23 protein-coding genes are annotated in these 18,449 nt (G+C 62.0%); 6 read left to right on the top strand and 17 right to left on the bottom strand.

Annotated elements, in window-relative coordinates:
- From dmpG to VJ651_RS05270, 14 genes are all read right to left on the bottom strand, one after another.
- On the bottom strand, positions 1 to 1,029 hold the full coding sequence (gene dmpG, locus VJ651_RS05205) for a 4-hydroxy-2-oxovalerate aldolase (protein ID WP_324106412.1): 1,029 nt from the start codon (positions 1,027 to 1,029) through the stop codon (positions 1 to 3).
- 9 nt (positions 1,030 to 1,038) lie between these two features.
- The gene (locus VJ651_RS05210; RefSeq protein ID WP_324106413.1) at positions 1,039 to 1,950 is read right to left on the bottom strand and encodes an acetaldehyde dehydrogenase (acetylating); all 912 of its coding nucleotides are present in this window, start codon (positions 1,948 to 1,950) and stop codon (positions 1,039 to 1,041) included.
- A gap of 175 nt (positions 1,951 to 2,125) precedes the next feature.
- Positions 2,126 to 2,908 (bottom strand): 2-oxopent-4-enoate hydratase, encoded by a 783-nt coding sequence (dmpE, locus tag VJ651_RS05215; protein ID WP_324106414.1) that lies wholly within the window; start codon positions 2,906 to 2,908, stop codon positions 2,126 to 2,128.
- 21 nt (positions 2,909 to 2,929) lie between these two features.
- Entirely contained in the window at positions 2,930 to 3,760 is an 831-nt protein-coding gene (locus tag VJ651_RS05220; RefSeq protein WP_292937886.1) for an alpha/beta fold hydrolase, read from the bottom strand.
- Positions 3,761 to 3,771: 11 nt separating this feature from the next.
- A complete protein-coding gene (locus VJ651_RS05225) occupies positions 3,772 to 5,226 on the bottom strand; it encodes a 2-hydroxymuconic semialdehyde dehydrogenase (RefSeq protein WP_324106415.1) in 1,455 nt (484 codons plus the stop codon).
- Between the two features lie 63 nt (positions 5,227 to 5,289).
- Positions 5,290 to 5,721, bottom strand: coding sequence for a heme-binding protein (locus tag VJ651_RS05230; RefSeq protein ID WP_324106416.1), 432 nt, complete (start codon positions 5,719 to 5,721; stop codon positions 5,290 to 5,292).
- 1 nt (position 5,722) lies between these two features.
- Positions 5,723 to 6,649: a catechol 2,3-dioxygenase gene (locus VJ651_RS05235; RefSeq protein ID WP_324106417.1), complete on the bottom strand. Its 927-nt coding sequence runs from the start codon at positions 6,647 to 6,649 to the stop codon at positions 5,723 to 5,725.
- 40 nt (positions 6,650 to 6,689) lie between these two features.
- Entirely contained in the window at positions 6,690 to 7,013 is a 324-nt protein-coding gene (locus VJ651_RS05240; protein ID WP_136414164.1) for a 2Fe-2S iron-sulfur cluster binding domain-containing protein, read from the bottom strand.
- 1 nt (position 7,014) lies between these two features.
- On the bottom strand, positions 7,015 to 8,076 hold the full coding sequence (locus VJ651_RS05245) for a phenol 2-monooxygenase domain-containing protein (RefSeq protein WP_324106418.1): 1,062 nt from the start codon (positions 8,074 to 8,076) through the stop codon (positions 7,015 to 7,017).
- Positions 8,077 to 8,124: 48 nt separating this feature from the next.
- The gene (locus VJ651_RS05250; protein ID WP_324106419.1) at positions 8,125 to 8,484 is read right to left on the bottom strand and encodes a phenol hydroxylase subunit P4; all 360 of its coding nucleotides are present in this window, start codon (positions 8,482 to 8,484) and stop codon (positions 8,125 to 8,127) included.
- 108 nt (positions 8,485 to 8,592) lie between these two features.
- Positions 8,593 to 10,143, bottom strand: a complete 1,551-nt coding sequence (locus VJ651_RS05255; protein ID WP_324106420.1) for an aromatic/alkene/methane monooxygenase hydroxylase/oxygenase subunit alpha — start codon at positions 10,141 to 10,143, stop codon at positions 8,593 to 8,595.
- A gap of 26 nt (positions 10,144 to 10,169) precedes the next feature.
- Positions 10,170 to 10,439, bottom strand: a complete 270-nt coding sequence (locus VJ651_RS05260) for an MmoB/DmpM family protein (RefSeq protein WP_136414396.1) — start codon at positions 10,437 to 10,439, stop codon at positions 10,170 to 10,172.
- A gap of 9 nt (positions 10,440 to 10,448) precedes the next feature.
- The gene (locus VJ651_RS05265; RefSeq protein ID WP_324106421.1) at positions 10,449 to 11,441 is read right to left on the bottom strand and encodes an aromatic/alkene monooxygenase hydroxylase subunit beta; all 993 of its coding nucleotides are present in this window, start codon (positions 11,439 to 11,441) and stop codon (positions 10,449 to 10,451) included.
- 57 nt (positions 11,442 to 11,498) lie between these two features.
- The gene (locus VJ651_RS05270; protein ID WP_324106422.1) at positions 11,499 to 11,756 is read right to left on the bottom strand and encodes a phenol hydroxylase subunit; all 258 of its coding nucleotides are present in this window, start codon (positions 11,754 to 11,756) and stop codon (positions 11,499 to 11,501) included.
- Between the two features lie 353 nt (positions 11,757 to 12,109).
- On the opposite strand from VJ651_RS05270, the gene VJ651_RS05275 reads away from it, so the two are divergent.
- Together VJ651_RS05275 and VJ651_RS05280 are read left to right on the top strand one after the other, a co-directional pair.
- A complete protein-coding gene (locus tag VJ651_RS05275) occupies positions 12,110 to 13,792 on the top strand; it encodes a sigma-54-dependent Fis family transcriptional regulator (RefSeq protein WP_324106423.1) in 1,683 nt (560 codons plus the stop codon).
- Between the two features lie 7 nt (positions 13,793 to 13,799).
- Positions 13,800 to 14,525, top strand: coding sequence for an FCD domain-containing protein (locus tag VJ651_RS05280; protein WP_324106424.1), 726 nt, complete (start codon positions 13,800 to 13,802; stop codon positions 14,523 to 14,525).
- Between the two features lie 7 nt (positions 14,526 to 14,532).
- Here the strand turns inward: VJ651_RS05280 and VJ651_RS05285 are convergent, their stop codons facing one another.
- Positions 14,533 to 14,697, bottom strand: coding sequence for a hypothetical protein (locus tag VJ651_RS05285; RefSeq protein ID WP_324106425.1), 165 nt, complete (start codon positions 14,695 to 14,697; stop codon positions 14,533 to 14,535).
- A 300-nt stretch (positions 14,698 to 14,997) separates the two neighbouring features.
- On the opposite strand from VJ651_RS05285, the gene VJ651_RS05290 reads away from it, so the two are divergent.
- From VJ651_RS05290 to VJ651_RS05300, 3 genes are read left to right on the top strand one after another with little or no spacing between them, the layout of a single operon-like run.
- Positions 14,998 to 15,420: a DUF1924 domain-containing protein gene (locus VJ651_RS05290; protein ID WP_324106426.1), complete on the top strand. Its 423-nt coding sequence runs from the start codon at positions 14,998 to 15,000 to the stop codon at positions 15,418 to 15,420.
- Positions 15,421 to 15,451: 31 nt separating this feature from the next.
- Positions 15,452 to 15,937: a diheme cytochrome c gene (locus VJ651_RS05295; RefSeq protein ID WP_324106427.1), complete on the top strand. Its 486-nt coding sequence runs from the start codon at positions 15,452 to 15,454 to the stop codon at positions 15,935 to 15,937.
- Complete coding sequence (locus VJ651_RS05300) at positions 15,909 to 16,637, top strand: cytochrome b/b6 domain-containing protein (RefSeq protein ID WP_324106428.1); 729 nt, start codon at positions 15,909 to 15,911, stop codon at positions 16,635 to 16,637. The genes VJ651_RS05295 and VJ651_RS05300 overlap by 29 nt, the downstream gene beginning before the upstream one ends.
- A 98-nt stretch (positions 16,638 to 16,735) precedes the next feature.
- Here the strand turns inward: VJ651_RS05300 and VJ651_RS05305 are convergent, their stop codons facing one another.
- Positions 16,736 to 17,227 carry a glycine zipper 2TM domain-containing protein gene (locus VJ651_RS05305; RefSeq protein ID WP_324106429.1) on the bottom strand — a complete coding sequence of 164 codons (492 nt, stop codon included), beginning with the start codon at positions 17,225 to 17,227 and terminating at the stop codon, positions 16,736 to 16,738.
- Positions 17,228 to 17,318: 91 nt separating this feature from the next.
- Positions 17,319 to 17,837 (bottom strand): glycine zipper 2TM domain-containing protein, encoded by a 519-nt coding sequence (locus VJ651_RS05310; RefSeq protein WP_324106430.1) that lies wholly within the window; start codon positions 17,835 to 17,837, stop codon positions 17,319 to 17,321.
- Between the two features lie 260 nt (positions 17,838 to 18,097).
- On the opposite strand from VJ651_RS05310, the gene VJ651_RS05315 reads away from it, so the two are divergent.
- Positions 18,098 to 18,307 (top strand): hypothetical protein, encoded by a 210-nt coding sequence (locus tag VJ651_RS05315; RefSeq protein WP_324106431.1) that lies wholly within the window; start codon positions 18,098 to 18,100, stop codon positions 18,305 to 18,307.
- Positions 18,308 to 18,449 lie beyond the last annotated feature (142 nt).

Here is an 18,449-nt window from a genome sequence, read left to right on the forward strand (position 1 = left end):
TTACATCAAGCCGCGTTCGCGTGCCATCGTCAGCGCGGTGTCTTCGATCATGTCTTCCTGTCCGCCGACCATGCCGCGCCGGCCCATTTCGACCAGGATGTCGCGTGCCGGCACCTTGTATTTCTTCTCGGCGCGCTTGGCGAACAAGAGGAAGGAGCCGTACACGCCGGCATAGCCGAGCGTGAGCGCATCGCGGTCGATGCGGATCGGGAAATCCATCATCGGCACGACGAGATCTTCGGCCACGTCCTGGATCTTGTAGACATCGACACCGGTCTCGATGCCCATGCGCGTACAGACTGCGATCAGCACTTCCATTGGCGTGTTGCCCGCGCCGGCACCCAGACCCGCCGCCGCCGCGTCGATGCGGTTGGCGCCGTATTCGATGGCGGTGACCGAATTGGCGACGCCCATCGCCAGGTTGTGGTGGCCGTGGAAGCCGAGCTCGGTTTCCGGCTTCAGTTTTTCACGCAGCAGGCCGATGCGCGCTTTCACGTCTTCCGGCAGCATGTAGCCGGCGGAGTCGGTGCAGTAGATGCAGTTGGCGCCGTAGCTTTCCATCAGCCTGGCTTGCTCGAGGATCTTCTCGGGCGACGCCATGTGGCTCATCATCAGGAAGCCGACGGTATCCATGTTCAGCTTGCGCGCCATGCCGATGTGCTGCTCGGACACGTCCGCTTCGGTGCAATGCGTGGCGACACGGATGGTGTTGACGCCAAGCTCGCGCGCCATCTTCAAATGGTCGACGGTGCCGATGCCCGGCAGCAGCAGGGCCGAGACCTTGGCCTGCTTCATCAGCGGAATCACCGCGCCGAGGTATTCCTCGTCGGTGTGTGCCGGAAAACCGTAGTTCACCGACGAGCCGCCCAGGCCGTCGCCGTGCGTGACTTCGATCAGCGGGACGCCCGCATGGTCGAGCCCCTGCGCGATGCTTTTCATCTGTTCCAGTGTCATCTGGTGGCGCTTCGGATGCATGCCGTCGCGCAGCGTCATGTCATGGACGGTGATTTTCTTGCCTTTGAGTGTCATGTTTTTTCCTTACGCGGCGATGGCTTGCAGGACCAGCTTGCCGCTGATGATTTCTTCGGCGAACATCTCCGCGGTGCGCGCGGCGGCGGCGGTCATGATGTCGAGGTTGCCCGCATACTTCGGCAGGTAATCGCCGAGGCCTTCGACTTCCATGAAGATGGACACGCGATTGCCGTCGAACACCGGGCCGTTGACCAGCTTGTAGCCGGGCACGTACTTCTGCACTTCCTTGATCATCATGTGCACCGACGCGGTGATCGAGTCGCGATCCGGCTCCTTCTCGGTCAGGCAGTGGATGGTGTCGCGCATGATCAGCGGCGGCTCGGCCGGGTTGATCACGATGATGGCCTTGCCCTTCTTCGCACCGCCGACCTTCTCGACCGCACCGGAGGTGGTGCGGGTGAACTCGTCGATGTTCTTGCGGGTGCCGGGGCCGACCGAACGCGATGAGACCGTGGCGACGATTTCGCCGTAGGCGACCGGCTGCACGCGCGACACCGCCGCAACCATGGGGATGGTGGCCTGGCCGCCGCAGGTAACCATGTTGACGTTCATCTCGCGCTTGCCGACGTGTTCGAGCAAGTTGACCGGCGGTACGCAGTAGGGGCCGATAGCGGCCGGCGTGAGGTCGATCATCATCACGCCGAGTTCATTCAGCTTGCGCGAATTCTCTGCATGCACATAGGCGGAGGTCGCATCGAAGGCAATCTGGATTTCATCCTTGAGCACGTGCGGCAGCAGTCCGTCAACGCCATCGGACGTGATCTTCAGGCCCATGTCGGCGGCGCGCTTGAGACCTTCGGATGTCGGATCGATGCCGACCATCCAGACCGGCTCCAGCACCGGGCTGCGTTGCAACTTGTAAAGCAGATCGGTGCCGATATTGCCGGGGCCGATCAATGCACATTTGATTTTTTTCATCTGTGTTCTTTCCAATAGATTCTTTATCGGGAACTGGCTACTGGCTCCTTCCCCCTTGCAGGCGGAAGGTCGGGATGGGGGTAGAGTGCACGATTGATTGCATGCGCGTACTCAACCTCACTACCCCCACCCTGGCCCTCCCCCTGCAAGGGGGAGGGAACCAGTCGTTGAAGCATTAATAAAACCGCACCGAGCAACCGCCGATGCCGCCGATGGTCACGCGCAGGTTGTCTCCCGCCTTCACCGGCAGCATGGCCGCCAGCGAGCCGGACAGCACCACCTCGCCGGCCTGGAGCGGAATGCCGAGCTTGCCCAGCGTGTTGGCCAGCCAGGCGATCGCGTTGACCGGGCTGCCGAGTGCGGCCGCGCCGGCGCCGGTAGCGGCGATCTCGCCGTTCTTTTCCAGCACCATGCCGCAGGTCGAGAGATCGACCTTGCGCGGATCGACCGCGCGGTCGCCCAGCACGAACACGCCGCAGGACGCGTTGTCGGCCACCGTGTCCTGGATCCTGATCTTCCAGTCGCGGATGCGCGAATCGACGATCTCGAAGCAGGGCATCACGCATTCGGTCGCGCGCAACACATCGGCATTGGAAATGCCCGGTCCCATCAGATCGTGCTTCAACACGAAAGCGATCTCGCCTTCCGCCTTGGGCTGGATCAGCGTATTCATCGGAATCGCTTCGCCTTCGTTGTAGATCATGGTGTCGAGCAGATAACCGAAGTCGGGTTGATGCACATTGAGCATGTCCATCACCACCTTGCTGGTGACGCCGATCTTCTTGCCGACGACGCGCGCGCCCTTTTCCATGCGGCGCGCGATCATGCGCTGCTGGATGTGGTACGCATCCTCGATGCTGATGTCGGCATGGCGTTCTGTCAGCGGTGTAAGTACTTCGCGGCTGCACAGCGCGTTGTAGAGCTCGTCGCCGAGCGTGTTGATAAGTGCGTTTTCCATGTTTTATCCGTATGAGTAAATTCAGGATTGCTGTTCGGTCAGGAAATCGCCGACCAGTTTCGCGAAGCGCTGCGCGTGCTCGATCTGCGTCCAGTGTCCGCAGCGGCCGAAGACATGCAGTTGCGAGCGATCGATCCATTGCGCCAGCGTGAGCGAAGTCGACAGCGGAATCACCTTGTCCTCGCGCCCGTGGATCACCAGCGTCTCATGCGGCAGAGCACGGATGTCTTGCTCGCGGCTGGCCATCGCATTCACCCAGCGCTGACGCGGTGCCGGAAACATCGCGGAAAACGATTCCTGGAAGCCGGGGCGAATGCTGGCCTGGTAGCGCAGTTCCGCAAGCTCGTCGGTAACCAGCGAGCGGTCGTAGGCGAAAATGTCGAGCAGCTTGCGCATGTTCTCGATCGATGGCTCGTAACCCCATGCTGCATCGAGCCCCGGCGTGATTTCGAAAGGCACGCCGACACTGCCCATCAGCACCAGGCGCCGCACGCGCTTCGGATGCCGGATCGCCATCGCCAGTGCGAGTGCGCCGCCGAAGGAATTGCCGACCACATCGGCCTGCGCGATGTCGAGCGCGTCCAGCAGACCCACCGCCTGCGCTACCCAGGTGTCGAGGTTGTAGGCGATGCCTTGCGGGCGCTCGGTGAAACCGAAACCGGCCATGTCGGGTGCGATCACGCGGCTGCGCTTCGCCAGTTCCGGCATGGTCAGGCGCCAGTTGGCCCAGGCGGAAACACCCGGTCCCGAGCCGTGGATCAGCAGTACGGGAAAGCCGCTGCCGCTGTCGTGATAGTTGGTCAGGATGCCGTTGGCGCGGACGCCGTGGGCGATTTCCGGATTGGTATTCATGTCGCTTCCGATCAAAGCTTGATGCAGACGTTCTTCAGCTCGGTGTAGAACTCGAGCGAATGCACACCGCCTTCACGGCCGATGCCCGACTGCTTGGCGCCACCGAAGGGTGTGCGCAGGTCGCGCAGGAACCAGCTGTTGACCCACACCAGTCCGGCTTCGATCTTCGCCGCCACGCGATGGCCGCGCTGCAGGTTGGTGGTCCAGACCGATGCGGCGAGGCCGTAGGTGGTGTCGTTGGCGCGGCGGATCACTTCTTCTTCCGAATCAAACGGGAAGATGTGGCAGCACGGCCCGAAGATTTCCTCGCGGCAGACCGCCGCATCGTCGGACAGGCCGGTCCAGATGGTCGGCTGCACCCATGCGCCCTCGGCCAGATCGCCCGGCATGTTCGGCACACCGCCGCCGGTGACCACGGTCGCGCCTTCCTCGACTGCCTTCTTGTAGTAGGACAACACCTTGGCCTTGTGCTCCTGGCTGATCAGCGGGCCCATGCCGGTGGCCGGATCGTTCGGCACGCCGATCTTCATCGCTTCGGCGCCGATCTTCATGGCGGACACGAACTTGTCGAAGATCGGGCGCTCGACGTACACGCGCTCGGTGCCGAGGCAGACCTGGCCGCAATTGGCAAAGGCGGAACGCAGCGTGCCTTCGATGGCCGCTTCGAAATTGCAGTCGGCGAACACGATGGCCGGGTTCTTGCCGCCCATCTCCAGCGACACCGGACGCGCACCCTCGGCGGCAGCTCGCATGATCGCCGCGCCGGTGCGGGTTTCGCCGGTGAAGGTGATCGCGTTCACGCCCTGGTGCGTGGTGAGGAATTCGCCGGCCGAGTTGGGACCGAAACCATGCACCACGTTGTACACGCCCTTGGGCATGCCGACGGCGTTCATCACTTCGCCCAGCAGCGTGGCAGTCTGCGGCGTTTCTTCCGAAGGCTTGACGACAACCGTGTTGCCGCAGGCGAGCGCGGGGCCGACCTTCCACGTCATCAGGAGCAGCGGCAGGTTCCACGGGCAGATCACGCCGACCACGCCGACCGGCGAGCGGGTGGCGTAGTTGAGCGCGCCTGCGCCGTCGGGCGTGGCCATCTCGAAGAATTCGGTCGGCACGTTCTTGATCACGTCGGCGAAGATCTTGAAGTTGGCCGCGCCGCGCGGAATGTCGATGTGGCTCGCGAGACTGCGCGGCTTGCCGGTATCGGCGCATTCGGCGTCGAGGAATTCGTCGAAGCGCCGGTTGATTTCATTCGCAACGGCATACAGCAATTCAACCCGGTCGGCGACGGCCATCTTGCCCCACGGCCCGACGAGCGCGCGGCGCGCCGCAGCGACCGCGGCATCGACCTCGGCCTTGCCGGCTTCGGCGACTTTGGCGATCACCGCGTTGTTGAGCGGCGAGCGCTTGTCGAACAGCTTCGCGGTCGTGACGAATTCGCCGTTGATAAAATTGTTGATCTGCTTCATTTACACTTTCTCCGTTACGTTTCCAACACCGGTACGGTGCGCGAGCCGCACCCTGCGTTCTTCCTATGGGCGCAGCCCGATTGCATCGAGTCCGACACGTGCGCACTCTTCGTCCTGCGCCTCAGACGCACCGGACACGCCGATGCCACCTATCCATTCATCGCCTTCCATGCGCATCGGCAATCCGCCGCCGAACACGATCAGCCGGTGCTGCGCCGAGAAGCCGAATTTCATGCCGTCGTCATGGCCGACGGCCGCCATCCAGTCCTTGGTCGGAAAGCCGAAGCTCGCCGCCGTATAAGCCTTGTCGATCGCGATGTCGATCGAGTGCAGGAATGCGCCCGGCATGCGTAGGAAGGCCATCAGACTGCCGCCGCGGGTGACCACGGCGACATTGATGCGCCAGCCGTTCGCCTCCGCGTGCCGCACCGCCGCTTGTGCGGCGGCGCTGGCTGCTTCCCAGGTGATGCCCGGGCTTGCAATCGCGACTTGCATCTCAGGTCACCACGGTCAGGAAGCGCTCGTTCAGCTTGCGGTCGTGGTAGAACACGCCGGCGCCCACTTCATCCCAGGTCCAGGTGATCGGCTGCATGTCCGGGTAGAAGTCGTAGCCGCCGCAGAAGGTTTCGAGCCGGTTGCCCGAGGGATCGAAGAAGTAGATCGTGGTGCCGCGCGTGACGCCGTGACGCGTCGGACCGGCATCGATCGAGACGCGGTGCATCGACATCAGGTCGGCCGCGCGCAGTACCTGCTCCCAGCTTTCGAGGCGGAACGAGAGGTGATGCAGCTTGTCGTCTTCGGCATGGCGCACCATCGCGATGTCGTGCGCCTTGGCCGAGCAGGTCAGCCAGGTGGCGAGATCGGTGCTGCCGTCTTCCAGCTTGATACGCTCCACCAGCGAGAAGCCGAGCACTTTTTCGAACAGGTCCTTGTTGCCGTCGATGTCGCCGCCGTAGATCAGGCAGTGGTCCATGCGCACCGGCGCGATGCCGGGAATGTTCGGCACCCAGGCTTCCGGATTGGTGTAGCTCATGCCGTTGCCGACATCCTTCTTCTCGGCGTACAACTCGATGGTGTGGCCGGTCGGGATCTTGAAGCGCACGCGTTCGCCCGTGTTGAGCATTTCGCCGGCCGGAATGCGCTCGGTCTTGACGCCGTATTCCCTCAGGTCGCCCTCGAGCTTGTCGAGCGTAGCCTTGTCGAGCACCTTGAAGGCAAAGTGATCGAGACCAGCGCGGTCGGCCTGCCGCAGCACCACACTGTGATGGTCGCGCTCATCCCAGCACTTGAAATACACGCGCCCGGAATCGTCGCGTCCCACTTCGAGCAAGCCCATCACTTCCGTGTAGAACTTGACCGATTCCTCCATGTCCAGCACGCGCAACTGCGCATGTCCCGGACGCAAAACTCCTGTCATTGCCATGGTGATCTCCTCCAATACAGCTTTGATTAAACAAAACGAATCACGATTCGGATGCCTGTTCTCGGCACACGTTCTTCTTCATCTTCCCTACCACTTTCAATGTCACATCGCTCACCGGCGTCACCCGGCAGGCGAGCAGGCGTCCTTCTGCCTCGTCTTCCTCGCTCACGTGCTCGCGGCTCATGGCACGCTTGCGGTAATCCCCGGCGGTGACTTCAATCTTGCATACGCCGCAGCCGCCGCCGCGGCATCCGACGGGAATGCCTTTCTTGCCCAGCGCTTCCATGCCCACCAGCAGCGATTGCCTGTCCGAACAGCGGAAAGTCTCGCCGGTATCCTCGATGGTGATGGTGAAGTGCGCCATGTCAGATCTTCTTGAACAAGGGGCTTCTGACCTGCTGCGCGTCCGCCGCCGAAAAGAACTTCTCGGTGTAGATGTCGCGTTCGAACAAGCGTCCCTGCATCAGGGTCGTGATGCAGGCGTCGATCATCACCGGCGGCCCGCACAGATACGCCTTGTGGCCGCGGAAATCGTTGTCGAAATGATTCTTCGCCGCGTCGTGCACGAAGCCGCGGAAACCCTTCCACGCACTGTCTGCCGGTTCGTTCGACAAGGCCGGCACGTAAGTGAAGTTCGCATGCCTGGCGGCGAGCGCTTCGAACTCGTCGTGGTAATACAATTCGTCGCGGGTGCGAGCCCCATACACCAGCGTGATCGGCTGGTTCGATCCCTGCTCCAGCAGATCGAGGATCATCGAACGCGGGCTCGACAGGCCGGAACCGCCAGCGAGGAAAATCGACGGCAGTTGCGCCGACTTGCGCACGAAGAAGCGGCCGTACGGTCCGGTCAGCGTGAGCTGCTCGCCTTCGCGCAGCGTCTCATGGATCCAGGTCGTCGCCTTGCCGCCCGGGACGATGCGGATGTTCAGCTCGATCTCGCCATCTTTCGAGGGCGGGCTGGCGAGCGAAAATGCGCGCGACATGCTCTCGCCCGGAATCTGCAGGTTGATGTACTGGCCCGCCTGGAAGCGAATGCTTTCCTCCGCGTCGAGCTTGATCCAGATGCCCTTGATGGTCGGCGTCAGGTTCTCGATGCGGCTGACCGTGCCGTGGAAATCCTTCACCGGCAGGTTCTGCGCATCGGGATCGACGTCGATCTCGGCCTCGACCACCGCGTCGGATTGCAGGGTGGCGCAACAGGCGAGGGTCTTGCCTTCTTCGCGTTCGTAATCCATCAGCGCGAAGTTGGATGCCTCGCCATGGTCGATCTCGCCGTCCGTCACCTCGATCTTGCAGGTGGCGCACAGGCCGTGACAGCAGGCGTGCGGCAGATAGATGCCGGCACGCAGGCTGGCATCGAGAATGGTCTGCCCCTCTTCGACGTCGATGGTCTGGCCGAGCGGTTCAATGGTCAACTGGTAGCTCATGTCACTTCTTTCCTTCGCAGGATGCGCGCGGCGCGGCCTGCGTTCAACTTAACTGCAGGATCCCTTGATGCCGGTCAGTCCGGGCGTGCGGAAGCGGATCACGTCCTTGTGTTTCAAGCCATTCTCGGCGAGCGACTTGTCGGCGTCCGGTTTCCACGGCTGGCCGGACTTGAACCACTCGGCCTTGCTCCAGTCGATCCTCGCGAATTCGGGATGCTCGCCGAACGCGCCGGGAAACGCGTGCTCGACGACGTCGCTGAAGCGCATGGTTGGCGCGAAGGGAAAGGCGAAGGGCGCGCAGAACATCAGGTGGTCCTCCCAGCCGACATACAAGAGCTGGGCGCCGTGGAACTTGTCGACGCTGTCCTTGACCTCGCCGATGTAGGGTTTGACTGCTACTACTGACATGGTGTGTCTCCTTGATTGGTACGATGCATTGCGCGATGGTGGCCTAATGGTGGCGCGATGGTGGCGCGATGGTGGCGTGAAGGCGGCTTGATGCCGCCCGGCGCCGATCTAGGTGTTCTTGGTCGCCATCTGCCGCCACTGTGCAAAATTCTTCTGGTCCTCCGAGCCCTCGAAGTCGAGGTTGTCACGGCCAAAGTTCAGGTGATACCAGCGCAGCACTTCCATCAGCGGATCGAAGCCTTCCTTGCTCGGATCGACGTCCGGTTCGAAGCAGTTGCCCTGGTAGATCTGGTGCACCGGCAGCCATGCCTGCACGTACTTCTCCGGCTCGTGGTCGAAGATGTCCTTGCAGCCGTCGGAGCAGAAGTGATACTTCTCGCCCTTGTAGTCGGACTCGCGGTAGCAGATCTTGGTCGGGTCGCTCGGCTCGGTGAACAGCATCGGGATCTGGCAGCACTGGCACAGCATCGGCAGCGTCTTGTTGTAAAAGCGCTTGCCCTCCTTTGCCTGCTGCGCCCAGTGCTCGAAGCGCGGACGGTAGTACTTGTCGAAGGTATTCGGGTATTTCGCTGACAGCCAGTCCATTTCTTCAGCTGTCGGCATCCAGGTATGGAAGTCGGCCGCCGCGCCGTACTGGTAGAAGGTGGCCCATGCCTGGTGCGAGATGTGTTCCTTGTCGACGGTGGCCTGCTCGACGCACTTCGGCACGGTGATGCCGTAGCGGGCGAGGTCCTTGAACAGCGCGCCGCCGGATTCCTCGAAATACACTTCCCAGGCTTCCTTCCAGCTCATCACGCGCTTGGGCAGCATGTAGTCCATCATCATGCCGACCAGGGTCAGCATGCGCACACCGCGCCAGGTCCACTTGTCGATCCAGCGCTGCACGATCGGCAGGTTGTCCGGATCCTGTTCGAGGATGAACTTGATCATTTCCAGACCCAGCGTCATGTGGCGCGCTTCATCCGACTGCGCGGAGAAGCCGAAGGCCATCGCGCCCATGTCGCCGTTGTAGGCCGCGCCGGAAATGAAGGGCACGAACAGCAGGTTGGTCAGCACATATTCGAAGGAGAAGCCGATCGCCACCATGAATTCGAACGGTCCGGCGCTCATCGCGTCGTCGAAGAAGGACTTCGGTACCGACAGATACCAGACGCGGTCATGCATGTGACGCCAGTCGTGGAAGCCGTTGTAGTGCTTGTTGTAGTTCGACAGCGAATGCACCTGCGTCTGGAAGTGGCGGATCTCGTCCAGCGACTGCATCTGGCAGGCGACGCGCGCACCGGCGCCGCGGAACTGGCGGCCGACATGCGCGAAGCCGCGATGCGCCGCGTATTCCGCCGGTGAAATGCCGGTCATGAACAGCTTGAGCGCATTGATGTAGCGTGCATCGGTGACGCCAAGGTGGCCGTTGCTCTGGTTGAAGGCATCGAGAATCGCGTACAGCTTGCGCTCCTTCTCGGACTGGTATTTCCAGTAGGCGTCCATGGTCAGGCGGAACGGATCTTCCCACTTGTCCCAGTCGTGGATCTTGATGCCTTCGAACTTGTCATACGGATAAACCGCATCCATCGGCTGATAGCTGGTTTCCCAGTCGAGGCCGCGCGTCATCGCCGCGTAGCGCTCCTTCAGGCCGAGCTTCTTGGTCGCTTTCATGTCCATTGTCTTGTCTCCTTGTTGGGGCCGGCTCAGTGCTTCCAGCTCAGCGTGAATTCGTCGTCGGTCTCGTTGATGTGGCCGGACAGCGTGATCAGGTGCACATGCAGCTCCTGCAGGTCGAAGTCGCGTCCGAGCTTGTCTTCCACCGTGCCGCGCCTGATGGTGAGGCTGCCGGGCGCGTCGATCTTCACCATGGCCGGCTGCTCGTTGATGATGGCGTTCGGGTTGTCTTCCGCGATCGCGTCGATGATGCTGCGCGTCTCTTCGTTGGTCTGAAATGCGATGAATACGTTGGACATCATGTCTCCTTACAGCGCCAGTCCGGCCTTGCCGGCGCGGAGCTTGAATTCTTCGGTCAGCTCGGCCATCACGGCCTCGGCTTGTTCGCCGAGTGCGTGTCTGGCGAGCGGGGTCAGCGCGGCCACGGCCTTGTCGCTGTACTCTGTTGTCCATTGCGACAGCAGCGCCTTGTTCTCTGCGGATTCGGCGGCAGCGGTCTTGATGCTGGCGTCCACCCACTTGCGCGTCTCGGCGAACCACTCGCTCTGGAAGCGGGTGAGCATCGACACGGTCGGACCGGCCTGCGCGGAGATCGCGTTGTCGATGTGCTGATACACCAGCGGATACAACAGGCCGTCGAGCACGAGGTTCTGTGCAACGAACAATTCGAACCAGTCCTTCAGCACAAAGCTGTCTTCCACATAGCGACGCAGTTGCTGCCACTTGCCGTCCTTCAGCCACGCTTCCTTGGCGGCGTCGAGCGCGGTTTCATCGTCCAGCAGCAGACCGATGCGCGTCAGATACTGGGCGATGCCGAGGTGGTCCATCGCCTGATAGATGCAGGGTTGCGTGATCGCGGTGCCGTAGCCGTAGGCGCAGATGAAGGAATTGTTCATGTTGGCGCCCCACTCCAGGTGGCGCAGCGGCAGCAGCACGTCGAGCGCGAGCTTGCGGGTCACTTCCGGCAGGGCTGCCGCGAGGCCGCGCGATTCGACGAACTCGAAATCGCCCTCGGCGGTTTCCTGCATGCGGGCGCGGGCCAGCGTGTAGGTGCCGTAGTAGAGCTGGCGCGGGTCCTTGAACGCATACCAGTCCGCCATCTTCACCCTGGTGCGGGTGACGTCGAACAGTTCGTGATCCGGGTCCCACAAGGGGCGATAGTGGAAGTTGGCGTCGGCCTGCGCGCCCAGCGTGCCTTCCTGGTAGCGCGAGGCCGGCTTGTCGCCGCCGATGCGCCGGGCGACGTGGTCGAATGTCTGGCGCAAGGGTTTGATGCTGACAGTACGTAGATCAATATGCATTGCTGACTCCTCCTGTTTTAATTGCCGGCCCCGTGCATGGCGCCGGTTGAATCTCTGCTACTTGAAGCGCTGGTGCGTGGCCTGCCGCAGGTTCCAGTCCCACTGCGATGGTTCGTCCTCGACCGGAGCCGCCCTGTCATCCAGCACGGTCACCGCATTGGCCTGGCAGAATTCGGCGAAGGCCGGGCCGGGCAGCAGCAGTTCCACGAACAATCCCGGTTCGCCGATGGCGAATTCGAACTCGACCATGCCGTTTTCCCGGGTCTCGATGACGCGTACAAACTTGCGGGTCGTATCAAAGCTTGAGCTGTTCATTTTTTCCGCTGTCCGTGTTGGCCAGGAAGGACATAGCAACCGGCGTGCCAAAATGTCGGAAATAAATAAAAAATCTCGAGATTATGAGTTTTGTACGCAGTGCCGCATTCCGAATTTTCGTAGGCTTTAGCTTTAGAACTAGACGGAAAATTCCGAAAATCCGACTTCTTTATGCTGCATCGCAGCGCAAAAAAATTGCCTTTTGTCTACTCACCAAATGATGAAGCGGCCCGTTTCGGCTTGATGAAATGATCGATAACTTCCGATATTCAAGTAGAATCTCGAGATTATTAGGGCTGCACAAATTCTGCGATCCGATCGCACCCGATCACTTTCCCGTTGGCAGGCACCCCATGATCAATTACCCGAAGGACCTCGATCTGCGCAGGCTGGTGCGCTTTTCCGCCGAGGACGGCACCATCTGGCTGGCGGAACACCGCATGCTCTTGCTGCATACCGCCGCGCTGGCCGGATTGCGCAAGGAATTGCTGAACACGGTCGGCCTCGAGCATGCGCGCCGCGTGCTCACCCGCATGGGCTATGCGTCCGGCGTGCGCGATGCCGAGCTGGCGAAGAAGCTGCGCGCCGAGCAGAGCGTGGTCGATGCCTTCGTCGTCGGACCGCAGCTGCACATGCTCGAAGGCAGCGTGAAGGTCAAGCCGATCAGCATCGACATGGATGTCGCGACCGGCCGCTTCCATGGCGAATTCCAGTGGGACAACTCGTGGGAAGCGGAAACGCACGTCAAGGAATTCGGCCCGCAGAAAGATCCGGTGTGCTGGATGCTGCTCGGCTATGCGTCCGGCTACACCACCACCTTCATGGGCAAGTTCATCCTGTTCAAGGAAGTCGAATGCGTTGCCTGCGGCGCGCAGCATTGCCGGATCATCGGCAAGCCGGCGGAGGAATGGCCGGATGCCGCGGAACACATGGTGTATTACGAAGCCGATTCCATCGTCTCGCGCCTGCTCGAACTGAAGACGCAAGTCGATGCGCTGCGTTCCTCGCTCGAACAGCAGCGCCAGGTCGAGAACATGATCGGCAGCTCGCCGGCTTTCCAGCGCGCCTACGACCTGGTGCTCAAGGCCGCAAAAACCAATGTGACAGTGCTGCTGACCGGCGAAACCGGGGTCGGCAAGGAACGCTTCGCGCGCGCCCTGCACGACATGAGCAAGCGCGCCGAACGGCCCTTCGTCGCCGTCAACTGCGCGGCGCTGCCGCACGACCTGATCGAATCGGAATTGTTCGGCGTGGAGAAAGGCGCCTTCACCGGCGCGCATGCAACGCGTGTCGGCAAGTTCGAGCGCGCCGAGGGCGGCACGCTCTTCCTCGATGAAATCGGCGAACTGCCGCTCGCGGCGCAGGCGAAGATCCTGCGCGTGCTGCAGGAAGGCGAGATCGAACGGCTGGGCGACGACCAGACGCGCAAGGTCAACGTGCGCATCGTCGCCGCCACCAACGTCGAGCTGCAGCAGGCGGTCAAGGACGGTCGTTTCCGCGCCGACCTGTTCTATCGCCTGAACGTCTACCCGATCGAGATCCCGCCCCTGCGCGAGCGTGCGCTCGACATCCCGCCGCTGGCCAATGCGATGGTCGACAAATTCAATGCGGTGCACGGCAAGCGCGTGGCCGGCATCACCGACAAGGCGATGAAAACGCTCAAGGCCTATCAATGGCCGGGCAATGTGCGCGAACTGGAAAACATGATCGAACGCGGCATCATTCTTGCGCCGGCCGACGGCTGGATCGAACTCGATCATCTCTTCCCCAGCCTGAGCGAATCCGAGATGCACGACATCGGCATCAGCGAGCAAGGCGCGCTCACGGAAAACCGGCCGCTGGAGCAGGAGCGTTTATGCGAAGCCTTCATCACCAGCGGCATGTCGCTCGACGAGATCGAAAGCATGCTGTTGCGCGAGGCGGTCGAGCGCGCTTCCGGCAACCTCGCCGGCGCGGCACGCATGCTCGGCCTCACCCGCCCGCAACTCACTTATCGCCTCAAGCGCAACCAGGACAACACTCCGGACAGGGAGTAGGAACATCATGCTGCACACGCAAAAATTCAATACCGCGTTCCGCGAAGCGGACACCGCACCCAGCACCTTGACCGAAGGCACCTATCTACAACTGCGCCGCGATATCATCGAAGGGCGGCTGCCGCCCGGCGAGAAGCTGCGCGTGGAACATCTGAAGGAGCGCTACAACGCCGGCGCCGGCACGCTGCGCGAGGCGCTCTCCCTGCTGCTGTCGGACGCGCTCGTGGTCAGCGAAGGACAGCGCGGCTTTCACGTCGCGCCGATCTCGCTGACCGACCTCGAAGACATCACGCGCACGCGGGTGCTGGTCGAGGGCGAAGCCTTGCGCCAGTCGATACTCGCCGGCGACGATGAATGGGAAGCGCGGCTGGTCGCCGCATTCCACAAGCTGACCAAGACCGAGGAAAAACTCGGAGCACGCGAACAAACCAGGGTGCGCGAATGGGAAATGCGCAACCGCGAGTTTCATGAAGCATTGATCGCCGGCTGCGATTCACGCTGGCTGCGTTATCTGATCGGCCTGCTCTATCGCCAGTCAGAGCGCTATCGCCATCTCGCGATCTCGCATCACTCGATGCCGCGCGACGTGCATGCCGAACACGCCGCGATTTTCGATGCCGCGCTCGCGCGCGATGTCGACAAGGCGCTGACGGCCATTGAAACGCATATCCAGCTCACCTTTGAAGCGATACGCCGGCTCATGCCGGACATCGAGGCGGCGACTGGCGATTAGCAGACGGTCAGGTCATGTGCCGGTCCGCCGTCACGCTGGCGCTGCGGACTTCACCCGGGTGAGCGCCGAGGCTCATCGGGATGGAAAGAAAGGTCGTGAGAATCACCGGCACCAGCGCGGCGCACACGACATAGAGGTATTGACGAACGAAAAGCGCAAGGACGGGATGCATGGCAGTTCCTTTCTGATGGGTTAGTGCCTGCATCGTGAACGCGACAGCTTAAGGGAATCTGAGGAGCCGCGCCGTGGCGATTGCGTGAACCCCCGCTCTGTCCACGGAAAACACGGAAGACACGGAAAAATACAACACCTGCTCTTTCCGTGTTTTCCGTGGACTATCGATTGTTTTTTCTGCTCAACGCCACGCACTGCAATCCAATCTCGGGCTGCGCAGTAGCATTGCGATAGGTGTTCTTAAGAATGCCTTAAGGTCCGCTTCCGATCATGGGAACACCGAATGAAAGGAGTTTCCATGAACCTGTTGTCTTCTCATCGCATATTGTCAGCTTGTGTCACCGCAGGCATCGGACTGGCCGCAGCCGCGCTGCTTCCGGCGGCACAGGCGGCCACGCCGGCGGAGCTGCTGTCCGGCTACACCGCGCAGGCCGGCGCACCTGCCTCGCCTGCCCGCGGCCAGCAATTCTTTACCTCCCGCCACGGCCATGAATGGAGCTGTTCCTCGTGCCACGGCAATGTGCCTACCCAGGCCGGCAAGCACGCTTCGACTGGCAAGGCGATTCAGGCGATGGCACCGGCGTTCAATCCGGAACGCTTCACCGATGCCGCCAAGGCGGAGAAATGGTTCCGCCGCAACTGCAACGACGTGCTGGGCCGCGAATGCAGCGCCGCCGAAAAGGCCGACGTGCTGAGCTGGCTGCTCACGCTCAAGCCGTAAGCATTCACACCCACTATCCGGAGAACCCGACATGACGTTTCCCATTCATTTCCCGGTGCGACGCAGCCTGATCGGCCTGGGCGCGCTGCTGTGCTTCAACGTCGCCGCGACGGCCGGCGATCATGGCCGCACACGCGTTCCGCTGCTGCCCGCATATCAGCAGGAATGCGGTGCCTGCCACGTCGCCTATCCGCCCGGCCTGCTTCCCGCCGCATCCTGGCAAAGGCTGATGAACAATCTGCCGCGCCATTTCGGCACCGATGCATCGCTCGATGCCGCCACCGAAAAACAGCTCGGCACCTGGCTCGTCGCCAACGCCGGCAGCGGCAAGCGCGGCAGCGAAGAGCCGCCGCAAGACCGCATCACCCGTTCGCGCTGGTTCACGCGCGAGCACGACGAAATATCGGCTTCGACCTGGAAACTGCCAGCCGTCAAGAGCACCGCCAACTGTATTGCCTGCCATGTCCATGCGGACAAAGGAGAATTCAATGAGCACGATGTACGAATCCCGCGCTGATGCGGCCGCCACCGGGTCGGCAACCCGGCAGGTCCTGGTCTGGGACGTTCCGGTCCGGGTCTTCCACTGGCTGATGGTGCTGAGTTTCGCCGGTGCCTATCTCACTGCGGAAAGCGAACGCTGGCGCTTGCTGCACGTCACGCTCGGCTACACCATGGCGGGCCTGGTCGGCTTTCGCATCCTCTGGGGACTTGTGGGCACGCGCTATGCACGCTTCTCGAGTTTCGTGCGCGGTCCGAAAGCCGTGGCGCACTATCTCGGCTCGCTGGTGCACGGCAAGCCGGAACACCATACCGGCCACAATCCGGCCGGCGCGCTCGCCATCCTCGCCCTGCTCGGACTGACGCTGGCGGTGGCCGCATCCGGCTGGGCCACCTACAACGAACTCGGCGGCGACTGGCTGGAAGAGGCGCACGAAGCGATCGCCAACATCATGCTGGCCATCGTCGGCCTGCACGTCGCCGCGGTGGTGCTGAGCAGCTGGCTGCATGGCGAGAACCTGGTGCGTGCCATGTTCACCGGACGCAAGCCGGGCCGGCCGGAAGAAGGCATTCGCAGCGCATGGCGCACCGTCGCCGCCCTGATGCTGGTGGCAGTGCTGGGCTTCTGGTGGCTGCAATGGCAAGGGGCGCCGTCGGGTGGCGACCTGAGCGGCGGCACCACGGTGTCGGCCAAGGCCGGGCATGACGACGACGACTGAAGCGTCTCGCTCCCGGCGCATCGCGATGCCGGAAACGAAAAACCCGCATGCCTGCGCATGCGGGTTTTTTCATTCAGCACCTGGACTGCGATCATGCATCAATCATCGTCGTCGTGATGGTGATGATGACGATGCTTCCAATGGCCGTACCGATACGGCGGGCCGTCGCGCTCGACGTAATAGACACGTTGCTCGATGACCGGCACCATCGGTTGTTGAATCACCTCGACACGCTGGCGCACGATCGGAACCTGGACATAGTCGACCACCGTACGGCAGCGCTGCACCGTCTGGTATGAAGGGTACGCAGGCGACGAGCGCGACGACATGCGATCGCCCACCACCGCGCCGGTCATGGCGCCAACCGCCGTGGCGACCGTCCTTCCATTGCCGCGGCCGACCTGGTTGCCGATGATGCCGCCCGCGATGCCGCCGACGATCGCGCCGCCGTAATCTTGTCCGCGCGCCTGCACCGGAACCTGCTCGTTCCAGCACTCCTGGCGCGGACGTTCGACGGTCTGGTATTCCGTTGCCGATGCTGCCAGCGGCAATGCGATTGCAAACAGGATGCAACTTGCTTTGCTTAACATGATGGTTTCATTCGTGTTGTTCTTCATGGAGGCCCTTTTTCATTGTCGACCACGCCGGGTGCCTCCGGACGGCGGTCAATACGATGCGATCTTACTGGTTCTTCTTGGCGATTTCGTTGCCGACATAACCGCCGCCGATCGCGCCGGCGATGGTTGCAAGAGTGCGTCCGTTGCCGCGACCAACCTGGTTGCCGAGCAGGCCGCCGACCACCGCACCGACGCCGATGCCGACCGGGCTGTTTTGTGCCACCGGCTGCGGCGCTGGTGCAGGCGCCGGCGGAGCGTAGGTGACCGGCTGTGCGGAAGCAGTCGTGGTGTGATGCACAACATGCGTGCGGTGCACGGTGCGCGCGGGCTGCTGGTAGCTGGGCGGCGGCGCATACTGCGCAACAGCCGGAGCCGGCGTCTGCGCCTGGACCGGAGCCGTTGTCGTCTTGTTATCGGCCGTTGCCGCAACCGGCTGCACGCTTGCGGCAGGAGCGGTCGTGCCCTGCGACGAAGGCAGGATGCCCGTCATCGCAGCGGTGCCGACCAGGCTGACCAGCATGACCGACGCGGCCGCGCCGGCCATCAAGGGGTGAATACGTTTCGAGGATTGATTCGCTTCCATGTTGGCTCTCTCTGAAAAAAATGAATCGTGCTGACATGCATGTTAACGCTCGAGATTCGCCGCAAGATTTCAGCGCGGTGTATCAAGAGTAAGCGAATGTAACTTCGCACAAGGACGCGGGCTTAGGACCTCGCGCGGCGATTTCGCCGCATCGAGTTGCAACAATTTGTAAGGATCGTCAGCGCTGTCCGGACAGTGTTCGTTATTCAGGCACACAAGGGAATTTTCTCCTTTGTCTTCAACGTGAAAGAGAGCACTCCATGAAAAAGATCGTCATCGTCGCCGCCTTGTTCGCCATTGCCGGTATTGCCAGCCTCGCCAACGCTCAGAACGCACCCGCTTCGGCTGCTGCCGCTGCGCCGTCCGCCAGTGCAGAAGCGCCGGCACCGGCAAAGGCACACAAGAAGCACGTCAAGCATGTTGCAAAGAAGGTTCATGTCAAAAAGGCCAGCGCCGCCGCGGCAAAATAATCAGCAGCCGCTGGAATGAAAAAGCCCGCATTGCGGGCTTTTCTGCTTTTGGAAGCGGTTCATTTCAGGTTCTTCCAGCATGCTCCCTTGAAGCTTGAACTCCGAGACCATGTGAGTCGCAGACCGTGCGGAAAAAAGTCGC

The organism is Noviherbaspirillum sp. (genome assembly GCF_035254865.1).
GTDB lineage: Bacteria > Pseudomonadota > Gammaproteobacteria > Burkholderiales > Burkholderiaceae_D > Noviherbaspirillum.

Excerpts from the sequence above, each read along its gene's own strand:
- VJ651_RS05255 (WP_324106420.1), bottom strand. The coding sequence starts at position 10,143 with ATGGACATGAAAGCGACCAAGAAGCTCGGCCTGAAGGAGCGCTACGCG.
- VJ651_RS05245 (WP_324106418.1), bottom strand. The coding sequence starts at position 8,076 with ATGAGCTACCAGTTGACCATTGAACCGCTCGGCCAGACCATCGACGTC.
- VJ651_RS05290 (WP_324106426.1), top strand. The coding sequence starts at position 14,998 with ATGAACCTGTTGTCTTCTCATCGCATATTGTCAGCTTGTGTCACCGCA.
- VJ651_RS05240 (WP_136414164.1), bottom strand. The coding sequence starts at position 7,013 with ATGGCGCACTTCACCATCACCATCGAGGATACCGGCGAGACTTTCCGC.
- VJ651_RS05270 (WP_324106422.1), bottom strand. The coding sequence starts at position 11,756 with ATGAACAGCTCAAGCTTTGATACGACCCGCAAGTTTGTACGCGTCATC.
- VJ651_RS05265 (WP_324106421.1), bottom strand. The coding sequence starts at position 11,441 with ATGCATATTGATCTACGTACTGTCAGCATCAAACCCTTGCGCCAGACA.
- VJ651_RS05220 (WP_292937886.1), bottom strand. The coding sequence starts at position 3,760 with ATGAATACCAATCCGGAAATCGCCCACGGCGTCCGCGCCAACGGCATC.
- VJ651_RS05305 (WP_324106429.1), bottom strand. The coding sequence starts at position 17,227 with ATGTTAAGCAAAGCAAGTTGCATCCTGTTTGCAATCGCATTGCCGCTG.
- VJ651_RS05285 (WP_324106425.1), bottom strand. The coding sequence starts at position 14,697 with ATGCATCCCGTCCTTGCGCTTTTCGTTCGTCAATACCTCTATGTCGTG.
- VJ651_RS05260 (WP_136414396.1), bottom strand. The coding sequence starts at position 10,439 with ATGTCCAACGTATTCATCGCATTTCAGACCAACGAAGAGACGCGCAGC.
- VJ651_RS05250 (WP_324106419.1), bottom strand. The coding sequence starts at position 8,484 with ATGTCAGTAGTAGCAGTCAAACCCTACATCGGCGAGGTCAAGGACAGC.
- VJ651_RS05300 (WP_324106428.1), top strand. The coding sequence starts at position 15,909 with ATGAGCACGATGTACGAATCCCGCGCTGATGCGGCCGCCACCGGGTCG.
- VJ651_RS05210 (WP_324106413.1), bottom strand. The coding sequence starts at position 1,950 with ATGAAAAAAATCAAATGTGCATTGATCGGCCCCGGCAATATCGGCACC.
- VJ651_RS05225 (WP_324106415.1), bottom strand. The coding sequence starts at position 5,226 with ATGAAGCAGATCAACAATTTTATCAACGGCGAATTCGTCACGACCGCG.
- VJ651_RS05280 (WP_324106424.1), top strand. The coding sequence starts at position 13,800 with ATGCTGCACACGCAAAAATTCAATACCGCGTTCCGCGAAGCGGACACC.
- VJ651_RS05315 (WP_324106431.1), top strand. The coding sequence starts at position 18,098 with ATGAAAAAGATCGTCATCGTCGCCGCCTTGTTCGCCATTGCCGGTATT.
- VJ651_RS05230 (WP_324106416.1), bottom strand. The coding sequence starts at position 5,721 with ATGCAAGTCGCGATTGCAAGCCCGGGCATCACCTGGGAAGCAGCCAGC.
- dmpE (WP_324106414.1), bottom strand. The coding sequence starts at position 2,908 with ATGGAAAACGCACTTATCAACACGCTCGGCGACGAGCTCTACAACGCG.
- dmpG (WP_324106412.1), bottom strand. The coding sequence starts at position 1,029 with ATGACACTCAAAGGCAAGAAAATCACCGTCCATGACATGACGCTGCGC.
- VJ651_RS05310 (WP_324106430.1), bottom strand. The coding sequence starts at position 17,837 with ATGGAAGCGAATCAATCCTCGAAACGTATTCACCCCTTGATGGCCGGC.
- VJ651_RS05295 (WP_324106427.1), top strand. The coding sequence starts at position 15,452 with ATGACGTTTCCCATTCATTTCCCGGTGCGACGCAGCCTGATCGGCCTG.
- VJ651_RS05235 (WP_324106417.1), bottom strand. The coding sequence starts at position 6,649 with ATGGCAATGACAGGAGTTTTGCGTCCGGGACATGCGCAGTTGCGCGTG.
- VJ651_RS05275 (WP_324106423.1), top strand. The coding sequence starts at position 12,110 with ATGATCAATTACCCGAAGGACCTCGATCTGCGCAGGCTGGTGCGCTTT.